Below are 16,299 nucleotides of genomic sequence, written 5' to 3'. Positions count from 1 at the left end.
ATCCAGGTGAACAGCACCTGGGAGAGCCGGGCCCGCCGCACCCGATCTGGCTCGAACGGAACGACACAAGACGAAGAAGAGAGCCGGTCAGATGGACTTCCTTCGCCCCGCCAGCTGGGAGGAGGCGCTCGCCGCGAAGGCCGAGCACCCCACCGCTGTGCCGATCGCCGGCGGCACCGATGTGATGGTCGAGATCAACTTCGACCACCGACGGCCCGAGTACCTGCTCGACCTGAACCGCGTCGGCGAACTGTCCGAGTGGGAGGTCGGCGAGGAAACGGTTCGCCTGGGTGCCTCCGTCCCGTACACGCGGATCATGGAGAACCTCCGTCCCGAGCTGCCGGGCCTCGCCCTGGCCTCGCACACGGTCGCCTCTCCGCAGATCCGCAACCGCGGCGGCGTCGGCGGCAACCTCGGCACCGCCTCCCCGGCCGGTGACGCCCACCCGGCCCTCCTCGCGGCGGGCGCCCAGGTCGAGGCCGAGTCCGTACGGGGCTCCCGGCTCATCCCGATCGACGACTTCTACACCGGCGTGAAGCGCAATGCCCTCGCGCCGGACGAGCTGATCCGCGCCGTGCACATCGACAAGGCGGACGGGCCGCAGCAGTACTCGAAGGTCGGCACGCGCAACGCCATGGTCATCGCCGTGTGCGCGTTCGGCCTGGCCCTGCACCCCGGGACGCGGACCGTCCGCACCGGCATCGGCTCGGCCGCGCCGACCCCCGTCCGGGCCAAGGCCGCCGAGGAGTTCCTGAACGCGGCGCTCGACGAGGGCGGCTTCTGGGACAACGGGCGGATCATCACCCCGTCGGTCGCCAAACAGTTCGCCGACCTGTGCGCCGGCGCCTGCAACCCGATCGACGACGTCCGGGGCACCGCGAGCTACCGCCGCCACGCGGTCGGCGTCATGGCCCGGCGCACGCTCATGTGGACCTGGGAGTCGTACCGCGGCACCGACCGCGCCGCACGTCGGATGGGAGGCGCCGCGTAATGCGCGTCAATTTCACGGTCAACGGCCGGCCGCAGGAGGCCGACGACGTATGGGAGGGCGAGTCCCTGCTGTACATGCTGCGCGAGCGCCTCGGCCTGCCCGGCTCGAAGAACGCCTGCGAGCAGGGCGAGTGCGGCTCCTGCACCGTCCGCCTGGACGGCGAACCGGTGTGTTCGTGTCTGGTCGCCGCCGGACAGGTGGAGGGCCGCGAGGTCGTCACGGTGGAGGGGCTGGCGGAATACGCCAAGCAGCGGTCGGAGCACGGCGGTTGCGGGACGGACTCCTGCAACTCCTCCAGAACGGCCGGGACCTCACTCGACGAGGCCAAGCGGTGGGCCGCCCGGGGCATCGACTCCCAGACCGGCGAAGGAGGCGAACTCTCCCCGGTCCAGCAGGCGTTCATCGACGCAGGCGCGGTGCAGTGCGGCTTCTGCACACCGGGGCTGCTCGTCGCCGCCGACGAGATGCTGGAGCGCCACCCGAACCCGAGCGACGCGGACATCCGCGAGGCCCTGTCGGGCAACCTGTGCCGCTGCACCGGCTACGAGAAGATCATGGACGCGGTCCGCCTCGCGGCCGCCCGGCAGTCCGAAGAGGTCTGATCATGGGAACCACCGGCCTGCCCACCAACCTCACCCAGGGCTCCCGCACCAAGGGCGGCATCGGCGAGTCCACGCTCCGCCCGGACGGCGTCCTCAAGGTCACCGGCGAGTTCGCGTACTCGTCCGACATGTGGCACGAGGACATGCTGTGGGGCCAGATCCTGCGCTCCACGGTCGCCCACGCCGAGATCCTCTCCATCGACACGGCCGAGGCCCTCGCCACCCCCGGCGTCTACGCCGTCATGACGTACGACGACCTGCCGACCGAGGTGAAGCACTACGGCCTGGAGATCCAGGACACCCCGGTCCTCGCCCACGGCAAGGTCCGCCACCACGGCGAGCCCGTCGCGATCGTCGCCGCCGACCACCCGGAGACCGCGCGCCGCGCCGCCGCCAAGATCAAGGTGGAGTACCGCGAACTGCCGGTCATCACCGACGAGGCCTCCGCCACCGCGCCGGACGCGATCCACGTCCACGAGGGCCGCACCGACCACCACATCGGCCATGTCGCGCACCCGAACATCGTCCACCGTCAGCCGATCGTCCGCGGCGACGTCGCGGCGGCCCGGGAACGCGCCGATGTGATCGTCGAGGGCGAGTACGTCTTCGGCATGCAGGACCAGGCCTTCCTCGGCCCCGAGTCCGGCCTCGCCGTGCCCGCCGAGGACGGCGGCGTCGACCTCTACATCGCCACCCAGTGGCTGCACTCCGACCTCCGCCAGATCGCGCCCGTCCTCGGCCTGCCCGAGGACAAGGTCCGCATGACGCTGGCCGGTGTCGGCGGCGCCTTCGGCGGGCGCGAGGACCTGTCGATGCAGATCCACGCCTGCCTGCTGGCGCTGCGCACCGGCAAGCCGGTGAAGATCGTCTACAACCGCTTCGAGTCCTTCTTCGGCCATGTCCACCGCCACCCCGCGAAGCTGTACTACGAGCACGGGGCGACCAGCGACGGCAAGCTCACCCACCTCAAGGCCCGCATCGTTCTCGACGGCGGCGCCTACGCCTCCGCCTCCCCGGCGGTCGTCGGCAACGCCTCCTCGCTCGGCGCCGGCCCGTACGTCATCGACGACGTGGACATCGAGGCCATCGCCCTCTACACCAACAACCCGCCCTGCGGCGCCATGCGAGGCTTCGGCGCGGTCCAAGCGTGCTTCGCGTACGAGGCGCAGATGGACAAACTGGCGGCGAAGCTCGGCATGGACCCGGTGCAGCTCCGGCAGCTCAACGCCATGGAGCAGGGCACGCTGCTGCCCACCGGCCAGGCCGTCGACTCCCCGGCCCCGGTCGCCGAACTCCTGCGCCGCGTCAAGGCGATGCCCCTGCCGCCCGAGCAGCAGTGGCTCACGGCGGGCGAGGCGCCGGACGTACGACAGCTGCCGGGCGGCCTGTCCAACACCACGCACGGCGAGGGCGTCGTCCGGGGCATCGGCTACGCGGTCGGCATCAAGAACGTCGGCTTCTCCGAGGGCTTCGACGACTACTCGACCGCCCGCGTCCGTATGGAGGTCGTCGGCGGCGAGCCCGTCGCCACCGTCCACACGGCCATGGCGGAGGTCGGCCAGGGCGGCATCACCGTGCACGCGCAGATCGCCCGCACCGAGCTGGGCGTCACCCAGGTGACGATCAACCCGGCCGACACACAGGTGGGTTCGGCCGGTTCCACGTCCGCGTCCCGGCAGACGTACGTCACGGGTGGCGCGGTCAGGAACAGCTGCGAGCTGGTCCGCGAGAAGGTCCTGGAGATCGGCCGCCGCAAGTTCGGTACGTACCACCCCGCCTGGGCGACCGCCGAGCTGCTCCTGGAGGGCGGCAAGGTCGTCACCGACGCCGGCGAGGTCCTCGCCGACCTGGTGGACGTACTCGGCGACGAGGCCGTCGAGGTCGAGGCGGAGTGGCGGCACCGGCCGACCGAACCCTTCGACCTCCGTACCGGGCAGGGCTTCGGCCACGTCCAGTACACCTTCGCCGCGCACCGGGCGGTCGTCGAGGTCGACACCGAGCTGGGCCTGGTCAAGGTCATCGAACTGGCCTGCGCCCAGGACGTCGGCAAGGCCCTCAACCCGCTCTCCGTCCTCGGGCAGATCCAGGGCGGCACCGTCCAGGGCCTCGGCATCGCGGTCATGGAGGAGATCGTCGTCGACCCGAAGACCGCGAAGGTCCGCAACCCGTCCTTCACGGACTACCTCATCCCCACGATCCTCGACACGCCGACCATCCCCGTCGACGTGCTCGAACTCGCCGACGACCACGCGCCGTACGGGCTGCGCGGCGTCGGCGAGGCCCCGACCCTGTCATCGACCCCAGCCGTCCTCGCGGCGATCCGCGACGCGACGGGACTGGACCTCAACAGGACGCCGGTACGCCCGGAACACCTCACGGGCACGGCGTAGTCGGTCCGGGCGCGGCGCGTTTGAGCTCGGGCGGCGCGGTTCGTCGGCGGGTGCGGGTGGGTGGGGGCCGCTCGCGCAGTTCCCCGCGCCCCTGGACGGCATGGGGCTCGCCCGGCGCTTTTAAGGGGCGCGGGGAACTGCGCGAGCAACCACATCGCACCCGCACCCGCCGACGAATCCGAACCCCCGAGCTCATAGCACCCCAACCCCACCGCCGGGCAACAGTCCCCCCCCGGCCACCCCAATGCCGGTCAAGCACCGCAGGCACCACGTTCGTCTCGGGCCGTCCCCCGGGTCGTGCACCTTCCCAAATCCCGGCCAACGCCAAGTGCGACGCCGGGTGCCCCTGTGAACCTTGGGAGAAGGCCCACATGACCCAGCAGTCACTGAAACCAACCCCCGCCGCCGGGGACGCGGCCACAGAACCCCGCCCCCCGGCCGGCAGGCCCTGGCTCGACCGGTACTTCCACATCACCCACCGAGGATCCTCCGTCGCCCGCGAGGTCCGCGGCGGCGTCACCACCTTCATGGCGATGGCGTACATCCTCCTGCTCAACCTGCTCAACCTGCTCAACCCGCTCATCCTGTCCGGCCCGGACGCGGCCGGCGCCACCCTCGGCCAGAAGGCCCTGATCACGGCGACCGCGCTCGCGGCGGCCGTCACCACGCTCCTGATGGGCTTCGTCGGCAGGGTGCCGCTCGCCCTCGCCGCCGGGCTCTCCGTCTCCGGTGTCATCGCCTCGCAGGTCGCCCCGCGGATGACCTGGCCGCAGGCGATGGGCATGTGCGTGATGTACGGCGTGGTCATCATGCTCCTGGTCGTCACCGGCCTCCGCGAGCTGATCATGAACGCCATCCCGCTGGCGCTGAAGCACGCGATCACCATGGGCATCGGCCTGTTCGTCGCCCTGATCGGCTTCTACAAGGCCGGTTTCGTGCACCAGGGCAAGGCGACCCCGGTCGCCCTCGGCCCGAACGGCGAACTCGCCGGCTGGCCGGTCCTCCTCTTCGCGGTCACCCTCCTCGCGATCTTCATGCTCCAGGCGCGCGGCGTCCCCGGCGCGATCCTGCTCGGCATCGTCGGCGGCACGCTCCTCGCCGTGCTCCTCAACGCCCTCGACGTCATCGATCCCGAGCAATGGGCGGGCGGTGCACCGGAGTTGCACGGCAGCGCGGTCTCGATGCCGGACTTCTCGCTCCTCGGCCACGTCGAGTTCGGCGGCTGGGGCGACGTGGGCGCGATGACGGTCGGCATGATCGTCTTCACCCTCGTACTCGCCGGGTTCTTCGACGCGATGGCCACCATCATCGGCGTAGGGACGGAAGCCGGACTGGCCGACGACAAGGGCCGGATGCCGGGCCTGTCCAAGGCGCTGTTCATCGACGGCGCGGGCGGCGCGATCGGCGGCGTGGCCGGCGGCTCGGGCCAGACGGTGTTCGTCGAGTCGGCGACCGGGGTCGGCGAGGGCGCCCGTACGGGCCTCTCCTCGGTCGTCACCGGCCTGTTCTTCGCGGCCTGTCTGTTTTTCACCCCGCTCACGGCGATCGTCCCCGGCGAGGTCGCGGCCGCCGCCCTCGTCGTCATCGGCGCCATGATGATGATGAACGCCCGGCACGTCGACTGGTCCGACCGGGCCACCGCGATCCCGGTCTTCCTGACCGTCGTGATCATGCCGTTCACGTACTCGATCACCGCGGGCGTCGCGGCCGGGGTCATCTCCTACGTCGCCATCAAACTCGCCCAGGGCCGGGCGCGGGAGATCGGCGCCTTCATGTGGGGCCTGACGGCGGTCTTCCTCGTCTTCTTCGCCCTCAACCCGATCGAGGGCTGGCTGGGCGTCCACTAGAGGCCGCCCGCCAAGTACCGTCCACGCAACAACCGCGCTTAAGGAGACCGAGAGATGCTGGACATCGCCGAGGAGCTGCACCGGTGGGTCGAGCAGGGACGTGACTTCGCCGTGGCCACCGTGGTGGCCGTCAGCGGCAGCGCGCCCCGCCTGCCGGGCGCCGCTCTCGCGGTGGACGCCGACGGCACGGCGATCGGCTCGGTCTCCGGCGGCTGTGTGGAGGGCGCCGTCCACGAGCTGTGCGGGCAGGCGCTGGCGGACGGCGAGCCGGTCCTCGAACGGTTCGGCTACAGCGACGAGGACGCCTTCGCCGTCGGCCTGACCTGCGGCGGCGTCATCGACATCCTCGTCACCCCGGTGCGCGTCGGCGACCCCGTCCGCCCGGTGGTCGCCACCGCGCTCGCGGCCGCCGTGCGCGGGGAGGCCGCCGCGCTGGCCCGGATCGTGTCCGGCCCGGCGGACCTCGGGGGCCTCGCCCTGGTGGTCCGCCCGGACGGCTCGTACGACGGCGGGTTCGGCGCGCACCCCGAACTGGACCGCACGGTCGCCGCCGAGGCCCGTGCCCTCCTCGACGCCGGCCGCACCGGCACCCTGGAGATCGGAGAGCAGGGCTCACGCTGCGGAGCACCGCTCACCGTGCTGGTCGAGTCGTCCGTCCCACCGCCCCGCATGATCGTCTTCGGTGCGATCGACTTCGCCTCCGCGCTGGTCCGGGTCGGCAAGTTCCTCGGCCATCACGTGACCGTCTGCGACGCCCGCCCCGTCTTCGCCACCCGCACCCGCTTCCCGGAGGCCGACGAGATCGTCGTCGAGTGGCCCCACACATACCTGGAGCGGACAGCGGTGGACGCCCGCACGGTCCTCTGCGTCCTCACCCACGACGCCAAGTTCGACATACCCCTCCTCCGGCTCGCCCTGCGGCTCCCCGTCGCCTACGTCGGCGCCATGGGCTCCCGCCGCACCCACCTCGACCGCAACGCCCGGCTGCGCCAAGTCGGCGTCACCGAGCTGGAGTTGGCGCGGCTCAGGTCCCCCATCGGCCTCGACCTCGGCGCCCGCACACCGGAGGAGACGGCCCTGTCCATCGCCGCCGAGATCGTCGCCGACCGGCGTGGCGGCAGCGGAGTGCCACTGACCGGCGCGCACACACCGATCCACCACGACGGCCCTCCCGGCGTCGTGGAACTGCCGAGTCTGCGGGTCTCCTGAGACTCGTGACTTGACCGCCGGGGCGGCAGGGTCGACCGTTTGCGATACGGCAACAGCACATCGGGGGCGGACACTTGAGCACGACGAGCATCGAGCGGGGCACGAGCGGGGACATGGACGAGGGCCCGGACGGTCCGGAGGGCGGTAGGGGGCCGGAGGGCCCGCACGGCGAGGACGGCGGCTCGGGCTCCGGCTCGGGCGCGGACAACGGTTCGACCGAGGCCGGTGCCGACGGCGGCGCCGAGGGTGGCGGCACCCGGGACAGGCGGCTGTCGACGACGGCGACGACCGTGCTGGGGCTCTTCCTCCTGGCCGATGTCGTCTTCGTCTGCGGCGCCCTCGTCACCCTCTGGCCGGTCGTGCTCACGACGGTCGAGCCCGGGGCCGGCGTCACGGCCACCGCGCGATGGTCGCCCTTCGGCCTCGGCGAGTGGTCGCTGACCGCCGACACCGCGATGCTGCTCGCCGTGGTCGTGTGCAGCGCGCTCGGCAGCTTCGTCCACGCGGCGACCTCGTTCGCGACCTACGTCGGCAACCGGCGCCTGTACGCGAGCTGGCTGTGGTGGTACCTGCTGCGCGCGGGCATCGGCGTGGCCCTGGCCCTCCTCGTCTATCTCCTGCTGCGCGGCGGCCTGTTCGCCGGCAGCTCCGGCGCCGGCGCGACCAACCCGTACGGCTTCTCCGGCATCGCCGGGCTCTGCGGACTCTTCTCCAAGCAGGCCACCGACAAGCTCCGCGAGATCTGCGACACCCTCCTCAGCACCACGGGCGACGGCGACCGCGATCGCCGGGACGGCCTGGCCGCCGGCCGGAACGGGGACCCGAGCGCCTCCTGACCCGGCCCCGTCCGCCGGGCTCCCGACAGTTCACTCCGGCTTGCGCGCCAGCACATACGCCTGCGGGGTATTCGCCGTCGGCCCGTCGGCCTCCCGCACCAGCCGCGCCGACTCGACCAGCCCGGCGTCCCCCAGCAGTTCGGCGATCCGTTCCGGTGGGAAGCGGTAGACGTCGAGGTCGAGGGCGTGGCCGTACGCGTGCGACAGGTGTACGGACTCGTCGCCGACCTTGTAGGCCAGGGCGAGGAGGCCGCCCGGGGCAAGGACACGGTGGAACTCGGCGAACATCACCGGGAGTTCGGCAGGCGGGGTGTGCACCGTGGAGTACCAGGCGAGGGCGCCGGCGAGGGAGCCGTCCTCGAAGTCGAGCGCGGTCATCGTGCCCACGTCGAACCGCAGCCCGGGGTGGGCCCAGCGGGCCACGGCCACCATCTCCGGTGAGAGGTCGATCCCGCAGATGTCGAGCCCCAGCGAGGCCAGATGCCCGGTGACCCGCCCCGGACCGCACCCCAGGTCCGCGACGCGTCCGCCCCCGGCGCCCAGCACCCGCTCGGCGAACACCCCCAGAATGGCCCGCTCGAACGGGCTGTTCGCCAACTCGTCTCTCAGCAGCTTCTCGTAGTCGGCGGCGACGGTGTCGTACGAGTCTCGGGTGGCGTGCGGATGGTGAGTGGTCATGGTCGGGACGCTAGCCGGAGGGTCTGACAATGACGCGGTCACCGGCCGAGGGGACGCCCTTCCGGAGTCCTCAGCAGCCCGTCCATCGCCCGCCCGAACATCTGCCGGGCCAGCCACCCCAGCGGCCGGTCGAAGAGCCCCGGCAGCCACCGCACCCGCAGGTCCTCGCGCCACACCACGCGGGACGCGCCGTCGCCGCGGGGATGGACCTCGATCTCCGCCCACCCGGTCACGAACGAACCATGTTTGACGAGGCGGCACCTCCCCGCGACCGCACCCTCCGGCGGCTGCCAGACCGCGACCTCCATCGGGTCGTCGAAGGCGAGCGGGCCGAGGCCGCTACGGGCCACGAACACGGTGCCCGCGCCGGTCGGCGCAGGCGTGCTCACGGTGACGCGCGTCAGCGGGACGACCTCGGCGTGCCGGTGCCAGTCGGTGAGGCGCTGCCAGGCGCGGTCGGCGGGGAGCCGGGGGAGGCGTTCGAGGAGGATGAGAACCACAGGGTGATCGTAAGCGAACAATTATGGACGGTACGGGCGCCCCGAGAGCGTCGTCCGACCCCTTCACCGACGGCGCCCAACTCGGCACCCGCGACCGGCCGCGAAGGCTCGACCGTGGTGTTCTGACCGTCCCGCCCCGGACGGCCGACCCGCCGGGCCGTTCCGCGGCGGATCCTCTACCGCGCCACCTCGCCATACGGCACCATGAGCGCGACCGCACGCCCCGCGCTCCGCCGGCCGGAAGGTGCTCCCGTGGACTCCGAACCGCACGACAAGCTCGACGAGTTGCAGCGGGACCCGTACCCGCACTACGCGCGGGCCCGGGCGGCGGACGGCCTGACCCATGTCCCCGAGCTGGACTCCTGGCTGGTCGCCCGGGACGCCGACGTACGAGAGGTGTTACGGCGCCCGGAGGACTTCTCGTCCGCCAACGCACTGCGCCCGGACGTACTGCCCGCCCCCGCCGCCCTGGCCGTCCTCGCCGGCGGCTTCGGCGGCCGCCCCGTCGTGGTCTCCGCCGACGGGACCCTGCATCAGGAGCTTCGGGCCCCCATCGTGCGGGGCCTGTCTCCGGCGAGGGTCGCGGCCGTCGTGCCGTACGCCACGGAGCGGGCGACCGCCCTGATCGACGGCTTCATCAAGGACGGCGCGCGGCACAAGGAGGACGGCGAGGACGGACCGGGCGTACCGGACGGCGAGGGCGGCCGGGTCGAGCTGATGTCCGCCTACGCCGGCCGGCTGCCGGGGGATGTCATCGGGCGCCTCGTCGGCTTCGACCCGGACGACGTACCGGCGCTGGTCGACGGCGGCCACCGCGCCGAGCAACTGCTCTTCCGGCCCATGACGGAGGCCGAACAGATCGCGACGGCCGAGGACGTGGTCGCCACGGCCCACCGTCTCGACGCGTTCGTCCGCGCCCGGCACGCGGACCCGCGCGAGGATCTGGGCAGCGAACTCATCGCGTCCGTCACGGGCCCGGACGAGGACGAGCTGACACTCGATCACCGACACCAGGTCGTCGGCCACTTGCAGAACCTGCTCATCGCCGGGCACCTGACCACGACGGCCCTCATCGGGACCACCTTCCTGCACCTCCTGCGCGACCGCAGGCAGTGGGAACTGCTCTGCGCCGAACCGGAGCGCATCCCGGCCGCCATCGAGGAAGCCGCCCGCTACGACACCGCGTTGCAGGGCTTCCGCCGGATCACGACCCGCCGGGTCACCCTCGCCGGCACCGAACTCCCGGCCGGGGCACAGGTGTTCCTCGCCTTCGGTGGCGCCAACCGCGACGAGGCACGCCACCCGCGCCCCGACGACTTCGACATCACCCGCCACCCCACCGGCCGCCACCTCTCCTTCGGCTTCGGCGTCCACACCTGCCCCGGCTCCCAACTCGCCCGCGAACAACTTCGCATCACCCTGGAACTCCTGACCAGCCGCCTTCCTGGCCTACGGCTCGCGGAGGGCCAACAGATCACGATGCGCCCGACACTGATCCACCGCTCCCCGGAGCGCCTCGAACTCGCCTGGTGACTCTCTCCCGTCCCGGAAGCGGCTGGAGAAGAGCGGCTGGGTGCGCCGTACGCCGGACCCCTCCGACGGGCGCTACCGGAATTCACTTGCAGTGCATCGGCCTTCAGGACTCTGCTGAGAAAAGCGTGATTCGAGCAGGGTCTGTGTCGATGGTCCTCCATGGTGGTCGTGGTCGTGGTCGTGGTCGTGGGCGGGAGGGCCGGGAAGGATGTCGCTGGAGTGGCGGGCTGGTCAGGGAGTGCCGGAGCTGACGGCGCGGGTGGTGCGGGCGGCGTTTCCCAAGGGGACGTTCGCGGTGCGGATCCGGGAGGCGTTGGGCCCGTTGTTTGAGGACGAGGCGGTTGCCGGGGCGTTTCCTGCCCGGGGGCGTCCTGCCGTTTCACCTGGGGCGTTGGCGCTGGTGTCGGTGTTGCAGTATGCGGAGGGGCTGACCGATCGGCAGGCCGCTGACCAGGTGCGGGCCCGGATGGACTGGAAGTTTCTGCTCGGCCTGGAGCTGGAAGACGCGGAGCGTCGCGGATTCAGGTCCGGCGGAGCCGGACACCGCAATTCTTTGCCTGCGGCGCGGAGCGTCGCGAGGGCTTCTCCCGGCGGAGCCGGGTGGTGCTCATACGGGCCGGTTCTGCTGTTCGACGTACTGCCTGACCGCGCTGAGCGGGGCGCCTCCGACGGTTCCGGCGAAGTAGGACCCGGACCAGAGCTTGTTGGCCCGCCAGTAGTGGCGTACCAGGTCGGGGAACTCCTGGCGTAGGCGGCGGGAGGAGACGCCCTTGAGGGAGTTGACCAGTTTGGTCACGGCGACCTTGGGCGGGAAGTTCACCAGCAGGTGGACGTGGCTGTTCTCGCCGTTGAACTCCACCAGCTCGCATTCGAAGTCCGTACACACCGACCGCATGATCTCTTCCATGCGCCTCAAGTGGGCATCGGTGAACACCTCGTGCCGGAACTTGGTCACGAAGACCAAGTGAACATGCATCACGAAAACGCAGTGCCTACCAGTTCTGATCTTCTGCATGTCGCCCATAACCCAAGTATGTATCGTGATGGCCATGCAGCTCCGGTACTCCTTCAGGTTGTACCCGGACACCGGCCAACAGAGGGCGTTGGCGAGGGAGTTCGGGTGCGCCCGAGTCGTGTTCAACGACGCGGTCCGAGCCCGTGAAGACGCCCGAAAGGCCGAGCAGCCGTTCCCCAAGGCCGCAGAGCTGTCGAAGAGGTTGATTACCGAGGCGAAGCAGACGGTGGAGCGGTCCTGGCTGGGTGAGGTATCCGCGGTGGTGCTCCAGCAGTCCCTGCGGGACGTCGAGACCGCGTACCGCAACTTCTTCGCCTCCCTCAAGGGCGATCGCAAGGGACCGAAGGTGGGAGCACCACGGTTCAAGTCCCGTAAGGATGCCAGGCAGTCGATCCGGTTCACCGCCAACGCCCGCTGGAACATCACCGACAGCGGCCGTCTGAACCTGCCGAAGATCGGCAAGGTGAAGGTGAAATGGTCCCGGACCCTGCCCGCCACCCCCAGCTCCGTCACCGTCATCAAGGACGCGGCCGGGCGGTACTTCGCCTCCTTCGTCATCGACACCGACCCCGCCGCCGACCAGGCCCGGATGCCCGAAAACGACCGCACCATCGGCATCGACCTCGGCCTGACCCACTTCGCGGTCCTGTCCGACGGCACGAAGATCGACTCCCCGCGCTTCCTGCGGCGCGCGGAGAAGAAGCTGAAGAAGGCCCAACGGGAGCTGTCCCGCAAGCAGAAGGGAAGCAAGAACCGCGAAAAGACCCGCCTGAAGGTCGCCCGCGCCCACGCCAAGGTCACCGACGCCCGTCATGAGTTCCACCACCAGCTCTCCACCAGGCTGATCTCCGAGAACCAAGGGATCGCTGTGGAGGACCTGTCGGTGGCGGGACTGGCCCGCACGAAGCTGGCCAAGTCCGTGCACGACGCCGGATGGTCCTCGTTCATCAGCATGCTGGAGTACAAAGCGGCCCGGTACGGCCGCACCCTGGTCAAGATCGGCCGGTTCACACCGACCTCCCAAATCTGCTCGACCTGCGGCCTCAAGGACGGACCCAAACCCTTGAACATCCGGGAATGGACCTGTACCGCCTGCGGCACCGTCCACGACCGGGACACCAACGCCGCGATCAACGTGAAGACGGCCGCCGGACTGGCGGTATCGGCCTGCGGAGCGCCGGTAAGACCAGGAGCAATCCCGGCACAGCGCGAAGAAACAGGAAGCCACGGATTCCCGACCCAAGCCCGTGCCGCGTAGCGGCACAGCAACGATCGAGAAGGCCAGAATCCTCAGGCTTCAGCCCGAGGAGCAAGTCAAACGCTGGCCATCCTCACGGACGCCGGCCACGCCAAGGCCGTCGAGAGCGCGCCGGGCCACGCCGACGCCGTACGGCGCTGTGTGTTCGACGCGCTCAGCAAGACCCAGCAGCGGCAGTTGCGGGACATCGGGCGGCGTATCTGGCAGACCGTCGCGCCGGAGGACCGCTGTCTGCTGCCGCCGAACTGACGGCTCGCTCGCTGCGCGGAGAGTCTCAGTGGCCCGGCGGCGGGCCGGTGGTGCCGCGGATCTCCAGGGTCGGGGTGATGAGGACGACCTGGCCGGGGCGGGTCGGCTCGGCGATGCGGTCGAGGAGGCACTGGGCGGCGCGGCGGCCGACGTCGTGGCTCGCGTTGTCCACGGTAGTGAGCCAGAGGTGGCGCAGGCGTGAGACGTAGGTGTTGTCGTAGCCGACGAGGGAGAGGTCGCGCGGCACCTTCAGGCCCAGTTCCTCGGCGGCGGAGAGCGCGCCCACACAGGCCATGTCGTTGAACGCCAGGATGGCGGTGGGGCGTTCGGGGATGCCCAGCAACCGGACCGTGGCGCGGTAGCCGCCCTCCTCGGTCAGGTCGCCGCGCTCGACGGCCGCCGTGTCGGACAGTCCGTGCTCGCGCATCACCGTCTCGAAGCTGCGGCGGCGCAGCGCGCCGACCACGCCGTCCCCCGCGATGTGCGCGATCCGCCGGTGCCCGAGGCCGATCAGATGCTCGGTGGCGAGGCGGGCCCCGTGCTGGTCGTCGCCCGCGACGACGTCCACATGGGGAAGGGTGGGCTCGCGGGCGCCCGCGACCACGGTCGGGATACGACCCGCCGCCGTGCGCAGGGCCTCGGACGGCGGCAGGGTGCCGACCGCGATCAGCCCGTCGACCCGCAGCTCGGTGAAGGTGCGGGTGAGATCCTCGCCGAGCCGCCGGTTGAGATGGCCGTCGGCCAGCAGTGTGCGCAGGCCGTTGTCGTGCAGACGGGAGTTGAGACCGTCGAGCAGGTCGACGAACCAGGGGTTGCGCATGTCGTTGAGGAGGACGCCGACCGTGCGGGTGCGGCGCTCGCTCAGGCTGCGCGCGGCGGCGTTCGGCCGGTAGCCCAGCTCGTCCACGGCCGTCAGCACGGCCTCCCGCTTCGCGGCGCGCACCTGGTCGGAACCGCGCAGTACCAGGGAGACCAGTGACTTCGACACGCCGGCCCGCTCGGCGACATCGCGGATCGTCGGAGGTCTCATGGCGTGGACCGTTCCACAGCCCCGGCGCGGTTGTCAAAGGGGTTGACAGCGGTGAAGACGTGCCTTCATGGTGAGCGGCGTACGTTCTGGAACGGTCCAAAAGCGGTCCGGTGATTCCAGTGAGGGTCCGAGGAAGGGCAGTCATGGTGGGTGCGCTCGGTGTCGCCGTCGTGGGGTTCGGCTGGATGGGACGGGTGCACACCCAGGCGTACGCCCGGGTGCCGCACCACTTCCCGCAGCTGTCCGTACGGCCTGAGCTGGTCACCGTCGTCGAGGAGGTGCCCGGACGCGCCGAGGAGGCCGCCGAGCGGTTCGGGTTCGCCGCGACCGCCCGCGACTGGCGTGAGGTGGCCGCCGACCCCCGGGTCCAGGCGGTCAGCATCACCGCGCCGAACTTCCTGCACCGGGAGATCGGTGTCGCCATGGCCGAGGCCGGCAAGCACATCTGGATCGAGAAGCCGGTCGGGCTCACCGCCGGGGACGCCCGCGCGGTCGCCGACGCGGTCGCCAAGGCCGGCGTCCAGGGCGCCGTCGGCTTCAACTACCGCAACGCGCCCGCCGTCGCCGCCGCCCGCGAGCTGATCGCCGCCGGTGAGATCGGCACGGTCACCCACGTCCGCATCCGCCTCTTCAGTGACTATGCCGCCCATCCCGAATCCGCTCTGACCTGGCGGTACGAGCGTGAGCGCGGCGGCAGCGGGGTCCTCGGCGACCTCGCCTCGCACGGCGTCGACCTGGCCCGTCACCTGCTCGGCGACATCGCCTCCCTCACCGCCGACACCGCGGTCTTCGTCCCCGAGCGGGCCCGGCCCACCGGCGCCACCGCCGGCCACACCCGTGCCTCGGGCGGCGACCTCGGCCCCGTGGAGAACGAGGACTACGTCAACTGCCTGCTCCGCTTCGCCTCCGGCGCCCGCGGTGTACTGGAGGCCTGCCGGGTCTCCGTCGGCGAGCAGAACAACTACGGCTTCGAGATCCACGGCACCAAGGGCGCGGTCTTCTGGGACTTCCGCCGCATGGGTGAACTGGGCGTCAGCAAGGGCGACGCCTACCAGGACCAGTCCGTCAGCACCCTCTTCGTCGGCCCCGGCCACGGCGCGTTCGCCGCCTTCCAGCCGGGCGCCGCCAACGCCATGGGCTACGACGACCTCAAGGTCGTCGAGGCGTACAACTTTTTGCGCTCGATCGCCGAGGGCACCCCGCACGGCGCCACCCTGGACGACGCCGTGCACAGCGCCACCGCACTGGACGCGATGAGCCGCTCGGCCGAGACCGGGGCATGGGTGAACCTCTGACCTCTGACCCCGTGAACCGGTCCAGGCCCTGAACAGCCCCCGGCCGGAGGTCAGTTGCGGACGAGCAGCTGGAAGTCGAAGGAGTAGCGCGACGCCCGGTAGACATGGGTGCCGTACTCGACCGCGCGCCCGGTGTCGTCGTACGCCGTGCGCTGCATGGTGAGCAGTGCGGCACCCTCGGGCTCGTCGAGGCGCTCGGCCTCCTCGGGGGTGGCGAGGCGGGCGCCGACGCTCTGGTGGGCGCTGTGCAGGGTGATGCCGGCGTTGCGCATCATCCGGTAGAGGCCCGTCGACTCCAGGCGTTCGGTGTCGAGGTTCAGCAGCCCGGCCGGGACGTAGTTGGACAGGAACGCCACCGGCTGGGCGTGGGTCAGGCGCAGCCGCTCGAACAGGTGGACGTCGGCGCCCTCGGCGATGCCCAGGGCGGCCGCGACCTCGGCGGACGCCGTCCGCAGCTCGCTCAGCAGTACCCGGGTCGTGGGCTGCTGACCGGCCGCCTCCAGGTCGTCGTACAGGCTGCTCAGCTCCAGCGGCCGTTTGACCTGGCTGTGCACCACCTGGGTGCCGACGCCCCGGCGGCGTACGAGCAGGCCCTTGTCGACGAGCGACTGGATGGCCTGCCGGACGGTCGGCCGGGACAGGCCGAGACGGCCCGCGAGCTCGATCTCGTTGCCCAGCAGACTGCCCGGGCCGAGCGCACCGTGCTCGATCGCCGACTCCAGCTGCCGGGCAAGCTGGTAGTACAGCGGCACCGGGCTGCTCCGGTCGACACTGAGGCCGAGACTCCCTGTACTCCCCGTAGTCGCGCTGGTCACGCCCATGAGGGTATCCGTCCGTTCGGATGACAGGAACCCCTGTCATCGCAT

Annotated in this window: 14 protein-coding genes and 2 pseudogenes; 11 read left to right on the top strand and 5 right to left on the bottom strand. The window is 71.1% G+C overall.

What is annotated here, in order from left to right:
• Positions 1 to 91: 91 nt before the first annotated feature.
• The 6 genes from I8N67_RS07335 to I8N67_RS07310 all read left to right on the top strand — a co-directional run bounded on the left by I8N67_RS07335 (position 92) and on the right by I8N67_RS07310 (position 7,875).
• Complete coding sequence (locus tag I8N67_RS07335; protein ID WP_200301767.1) at positions 92 to 991, top strand: FAD binding domain-containing protein; 900 nt, start codon at positions 92 to 94, stop codon at positions 989 to 991.
• Positions 991 to 1,593: a (2Fe-2S)-binding protein gene (locus I8N67_RS07330; RefSeq protein ID WP_200301766.1), complete on the top strand. Its 603-nt coding sequence runs from the start codon at positions 991 to 993 to the stop codon at positions 1,591 to 1,593. Before I8N67_RS07335 ends, I8N67_RS07330 begins: the two co-directional genes overlap by 1 nt.
• Positions 1,594 to 1,595: 2 nt before the next feature.
• Entirely contained in the window at positions 1,596 to 3,983 is a 2,388-nt protein-coding gene (locus I8N67_RS07325; protein ID WP_200301765.1) for a xanthine dehydrogenase family protein molybdopterin-binding subunit, read from the top strand.
• Between the two features lie 371 nt (positions 3,984 to 4,354).
• Complete coding sequence (locus tag I8N67_RS07320) at positions 4,355 to 5,830, top strand: NCS2 family permease (protein WP_200301764.1); 1,476 nt, start codon at positions 4,355 to 4,357, stop codon at positions 5,828 to 5,830.
• Between the two features lie 54 nt (positions 5,831 to 5,884).
• Positions 5,885 to 7,039 (top strand): XdhC family protein, encoded by a 1,155-nt coding sequence (locus tag I8N67_RS07315; RefSeq protein ID WP_200301763.1) that lies wholly within the window; start codon positions 5,885 to 5,887, stop codon positions 7,037 to 7,039.
• A gap of 74 nt (positions 7,040 to 7,113) precedes the next feature.
• Positions 7,114 to 7,875 (top strand): hypothetical protein, encoded by a 762-nt coding sequence (locus tag I8N67_RS07310; RefSeq protein ID WP_234045255.1) that lies wholly within the window; start codon positions 7,114 to 7,116, stop codon positions 7,873 to 7,875.
• 30 nt (positions 7,876 to 7,905) lie between these two features.
• Here I8N67_RS07310 and I8N67_RS07305 read toward each other — a convergent pair whose 3' ends face one another.
• On the bottom strand, positions 7,906 to 8,553 hold the full coding sequence (locus I8N67_RS07305; protein WP_200301762.1) for a class I SAM-dependent DNA methyltransferase: 648 nt from the start codon (positions 8,551 to 8,553) through the stop codon (positions 7,906 to 7,908).
• A gap of 38 nt (positions 8,554 to 8,591) precedes the next feature.
• Positions 8,592 to 9,053, bottom strand: a complete 462-nt coding sequence (locus tag I8N67_RS07300) for an SRPBCC family protein (protein WP_200301761.1) — start codon at positions 9,051 to 9,053, stop codon at positions 8,592 to 8,594.
• A gap of 252 nt (positions 9,054 to 9,305) precedes the next feature.
• Between I8N67_RS07300 and I8N67_RS07295 the strand changes: the two genes are divergently transcribed.
• The 3 genes and pseudogenes from I8N67_RS07295 to I8N67_RS07290 all read left to right on the top strand — a co-directional run.
• Complete coding sequence (locus I8N67_RS07295) at positions 9,306 to 10,586, top strand: cytochrome P450 (RefSeq protein WP_200301760.1); 1,281 nt, start codon at positions 9,306 to 9,308, stop codon at positions 10,584 to 10,586.
• Between the two features lie 16 nt (positions 10,587 to 10,602).
• A pseudogene (locus I8N67_RS44980) lies at positions 10,603 to 10,704 on the top strand (MarR family transcriptional regulator); the annotation flags it as partial.
• Between the two features lie 90 nt (positions 10,705 to 10,794).
• Positions 10,795 to 11,091 (top strand): annotated as a pseudogene (locus I8N67_RS07290) (transposase); the annotation flags it as partial.
• A 102-nt stretch (positions 11,092 to 11,193) separates the two neighbouring features.
• Here I8N67_RS07290 and tnpA read toward each other — a convergent pair.
• Complete coding sequence (gene tnpA / locus I8N67_RS07285) at positions 11,194 to 11,610, bottom strand: IS200/IS605 family transposase (protein ID WP_200301759.1); 417 nt, start codon at positions 11,608 to 11,610, stop codon at positions 11,194 to 11,196.
• Positions 11,611 to 11,635: 25 nt separating this feature from the next.
• Here tnpA and I8N67_RS07280 point away from each other — a divergent pair, with 25 nt between their 5' ends.
• Complete coding sequence (locus tag I8N67_RS07280) at positions 11,636 to 12,859, top strand: RNA-guided endonuclease InsQ/TnpB family protein (protein WP_200301758.1); 1,224 nt, start codon at positions 11,636 to 11,638, stop codon at positions 12,857 to 12,859.
• A 274-nt stretch (positions 12,860 to 13,133) separates the two neighbouring features.
• Here the strand turns inward: I8N67_RS07280 and I8N67_RS07270 are convergent, their stop codons facing one another.
• Positions 13,134 to 14,138 (bottom strand): LacI family DNA-binding transcriptional regulator, encoded by a 1,005-nt coding sequence (locus tag I8N67_RS07270; RefSeq protein ID WP_200301757.1) that lies wholly within the window; start codon positions 14,136 to 14,138, stop codon positions 13,134 to 13,136.
• Between the two features lie 143 nt (positions 14,139 to 14,281).
• Here I8N67_RS07270 and I8N67_RS07265 point away from each other — a divergent pair, with 143 nt between their 5' ends.
• The gene (locus I8N67_RS07265) at positions 14,282 to 15,433 is read left to right on the top strand and encodes a Gfo/Idh/MocA family protein (protein WP_200301756.1); all 1,152 of its coding nucleotides are present in this window, start codon (positions 14,282 to 14,284) and stop codon (positions 15,431 to 15,433) included.
• 50 nt (positions 15,434 to 15,483) lie between these two features.
• Here I8N67_RS07265 and I8N67_RS07260 read toward each other — a convergent pair whose 3' ends face one another.
• Positions 15,484 to 16,254 carry a GntR family transcriptional regulator gene (locus I8N67_RS07260; protein ID WP_200301755.1) on the bottom strand — a complete coding sequence of 257 codons (771 nt, stop codon included), beginning with the start codon at positions 16,252 to 16,254 and terminating at the stop codon, positions 15,484 to 15,486.
• Positions 16,255 to 16,299: the final 45 nt, after the last annotated feature.

The organism is Streptomyces adelaidensis, from assembly GCF_016598475.1.
Classification (GTDB): Bacteria; Actinomycetota; Actinomycetes; order Streptomycetales; family Streptomycetaceae; genus Streptomyces; species Streptomyces adelaidensis.
The sequence above is the reverse complement of the archived record's forward strand: the minus strand, read 5'-3'. Positions and strand labels throughout refer to the sequence as shown.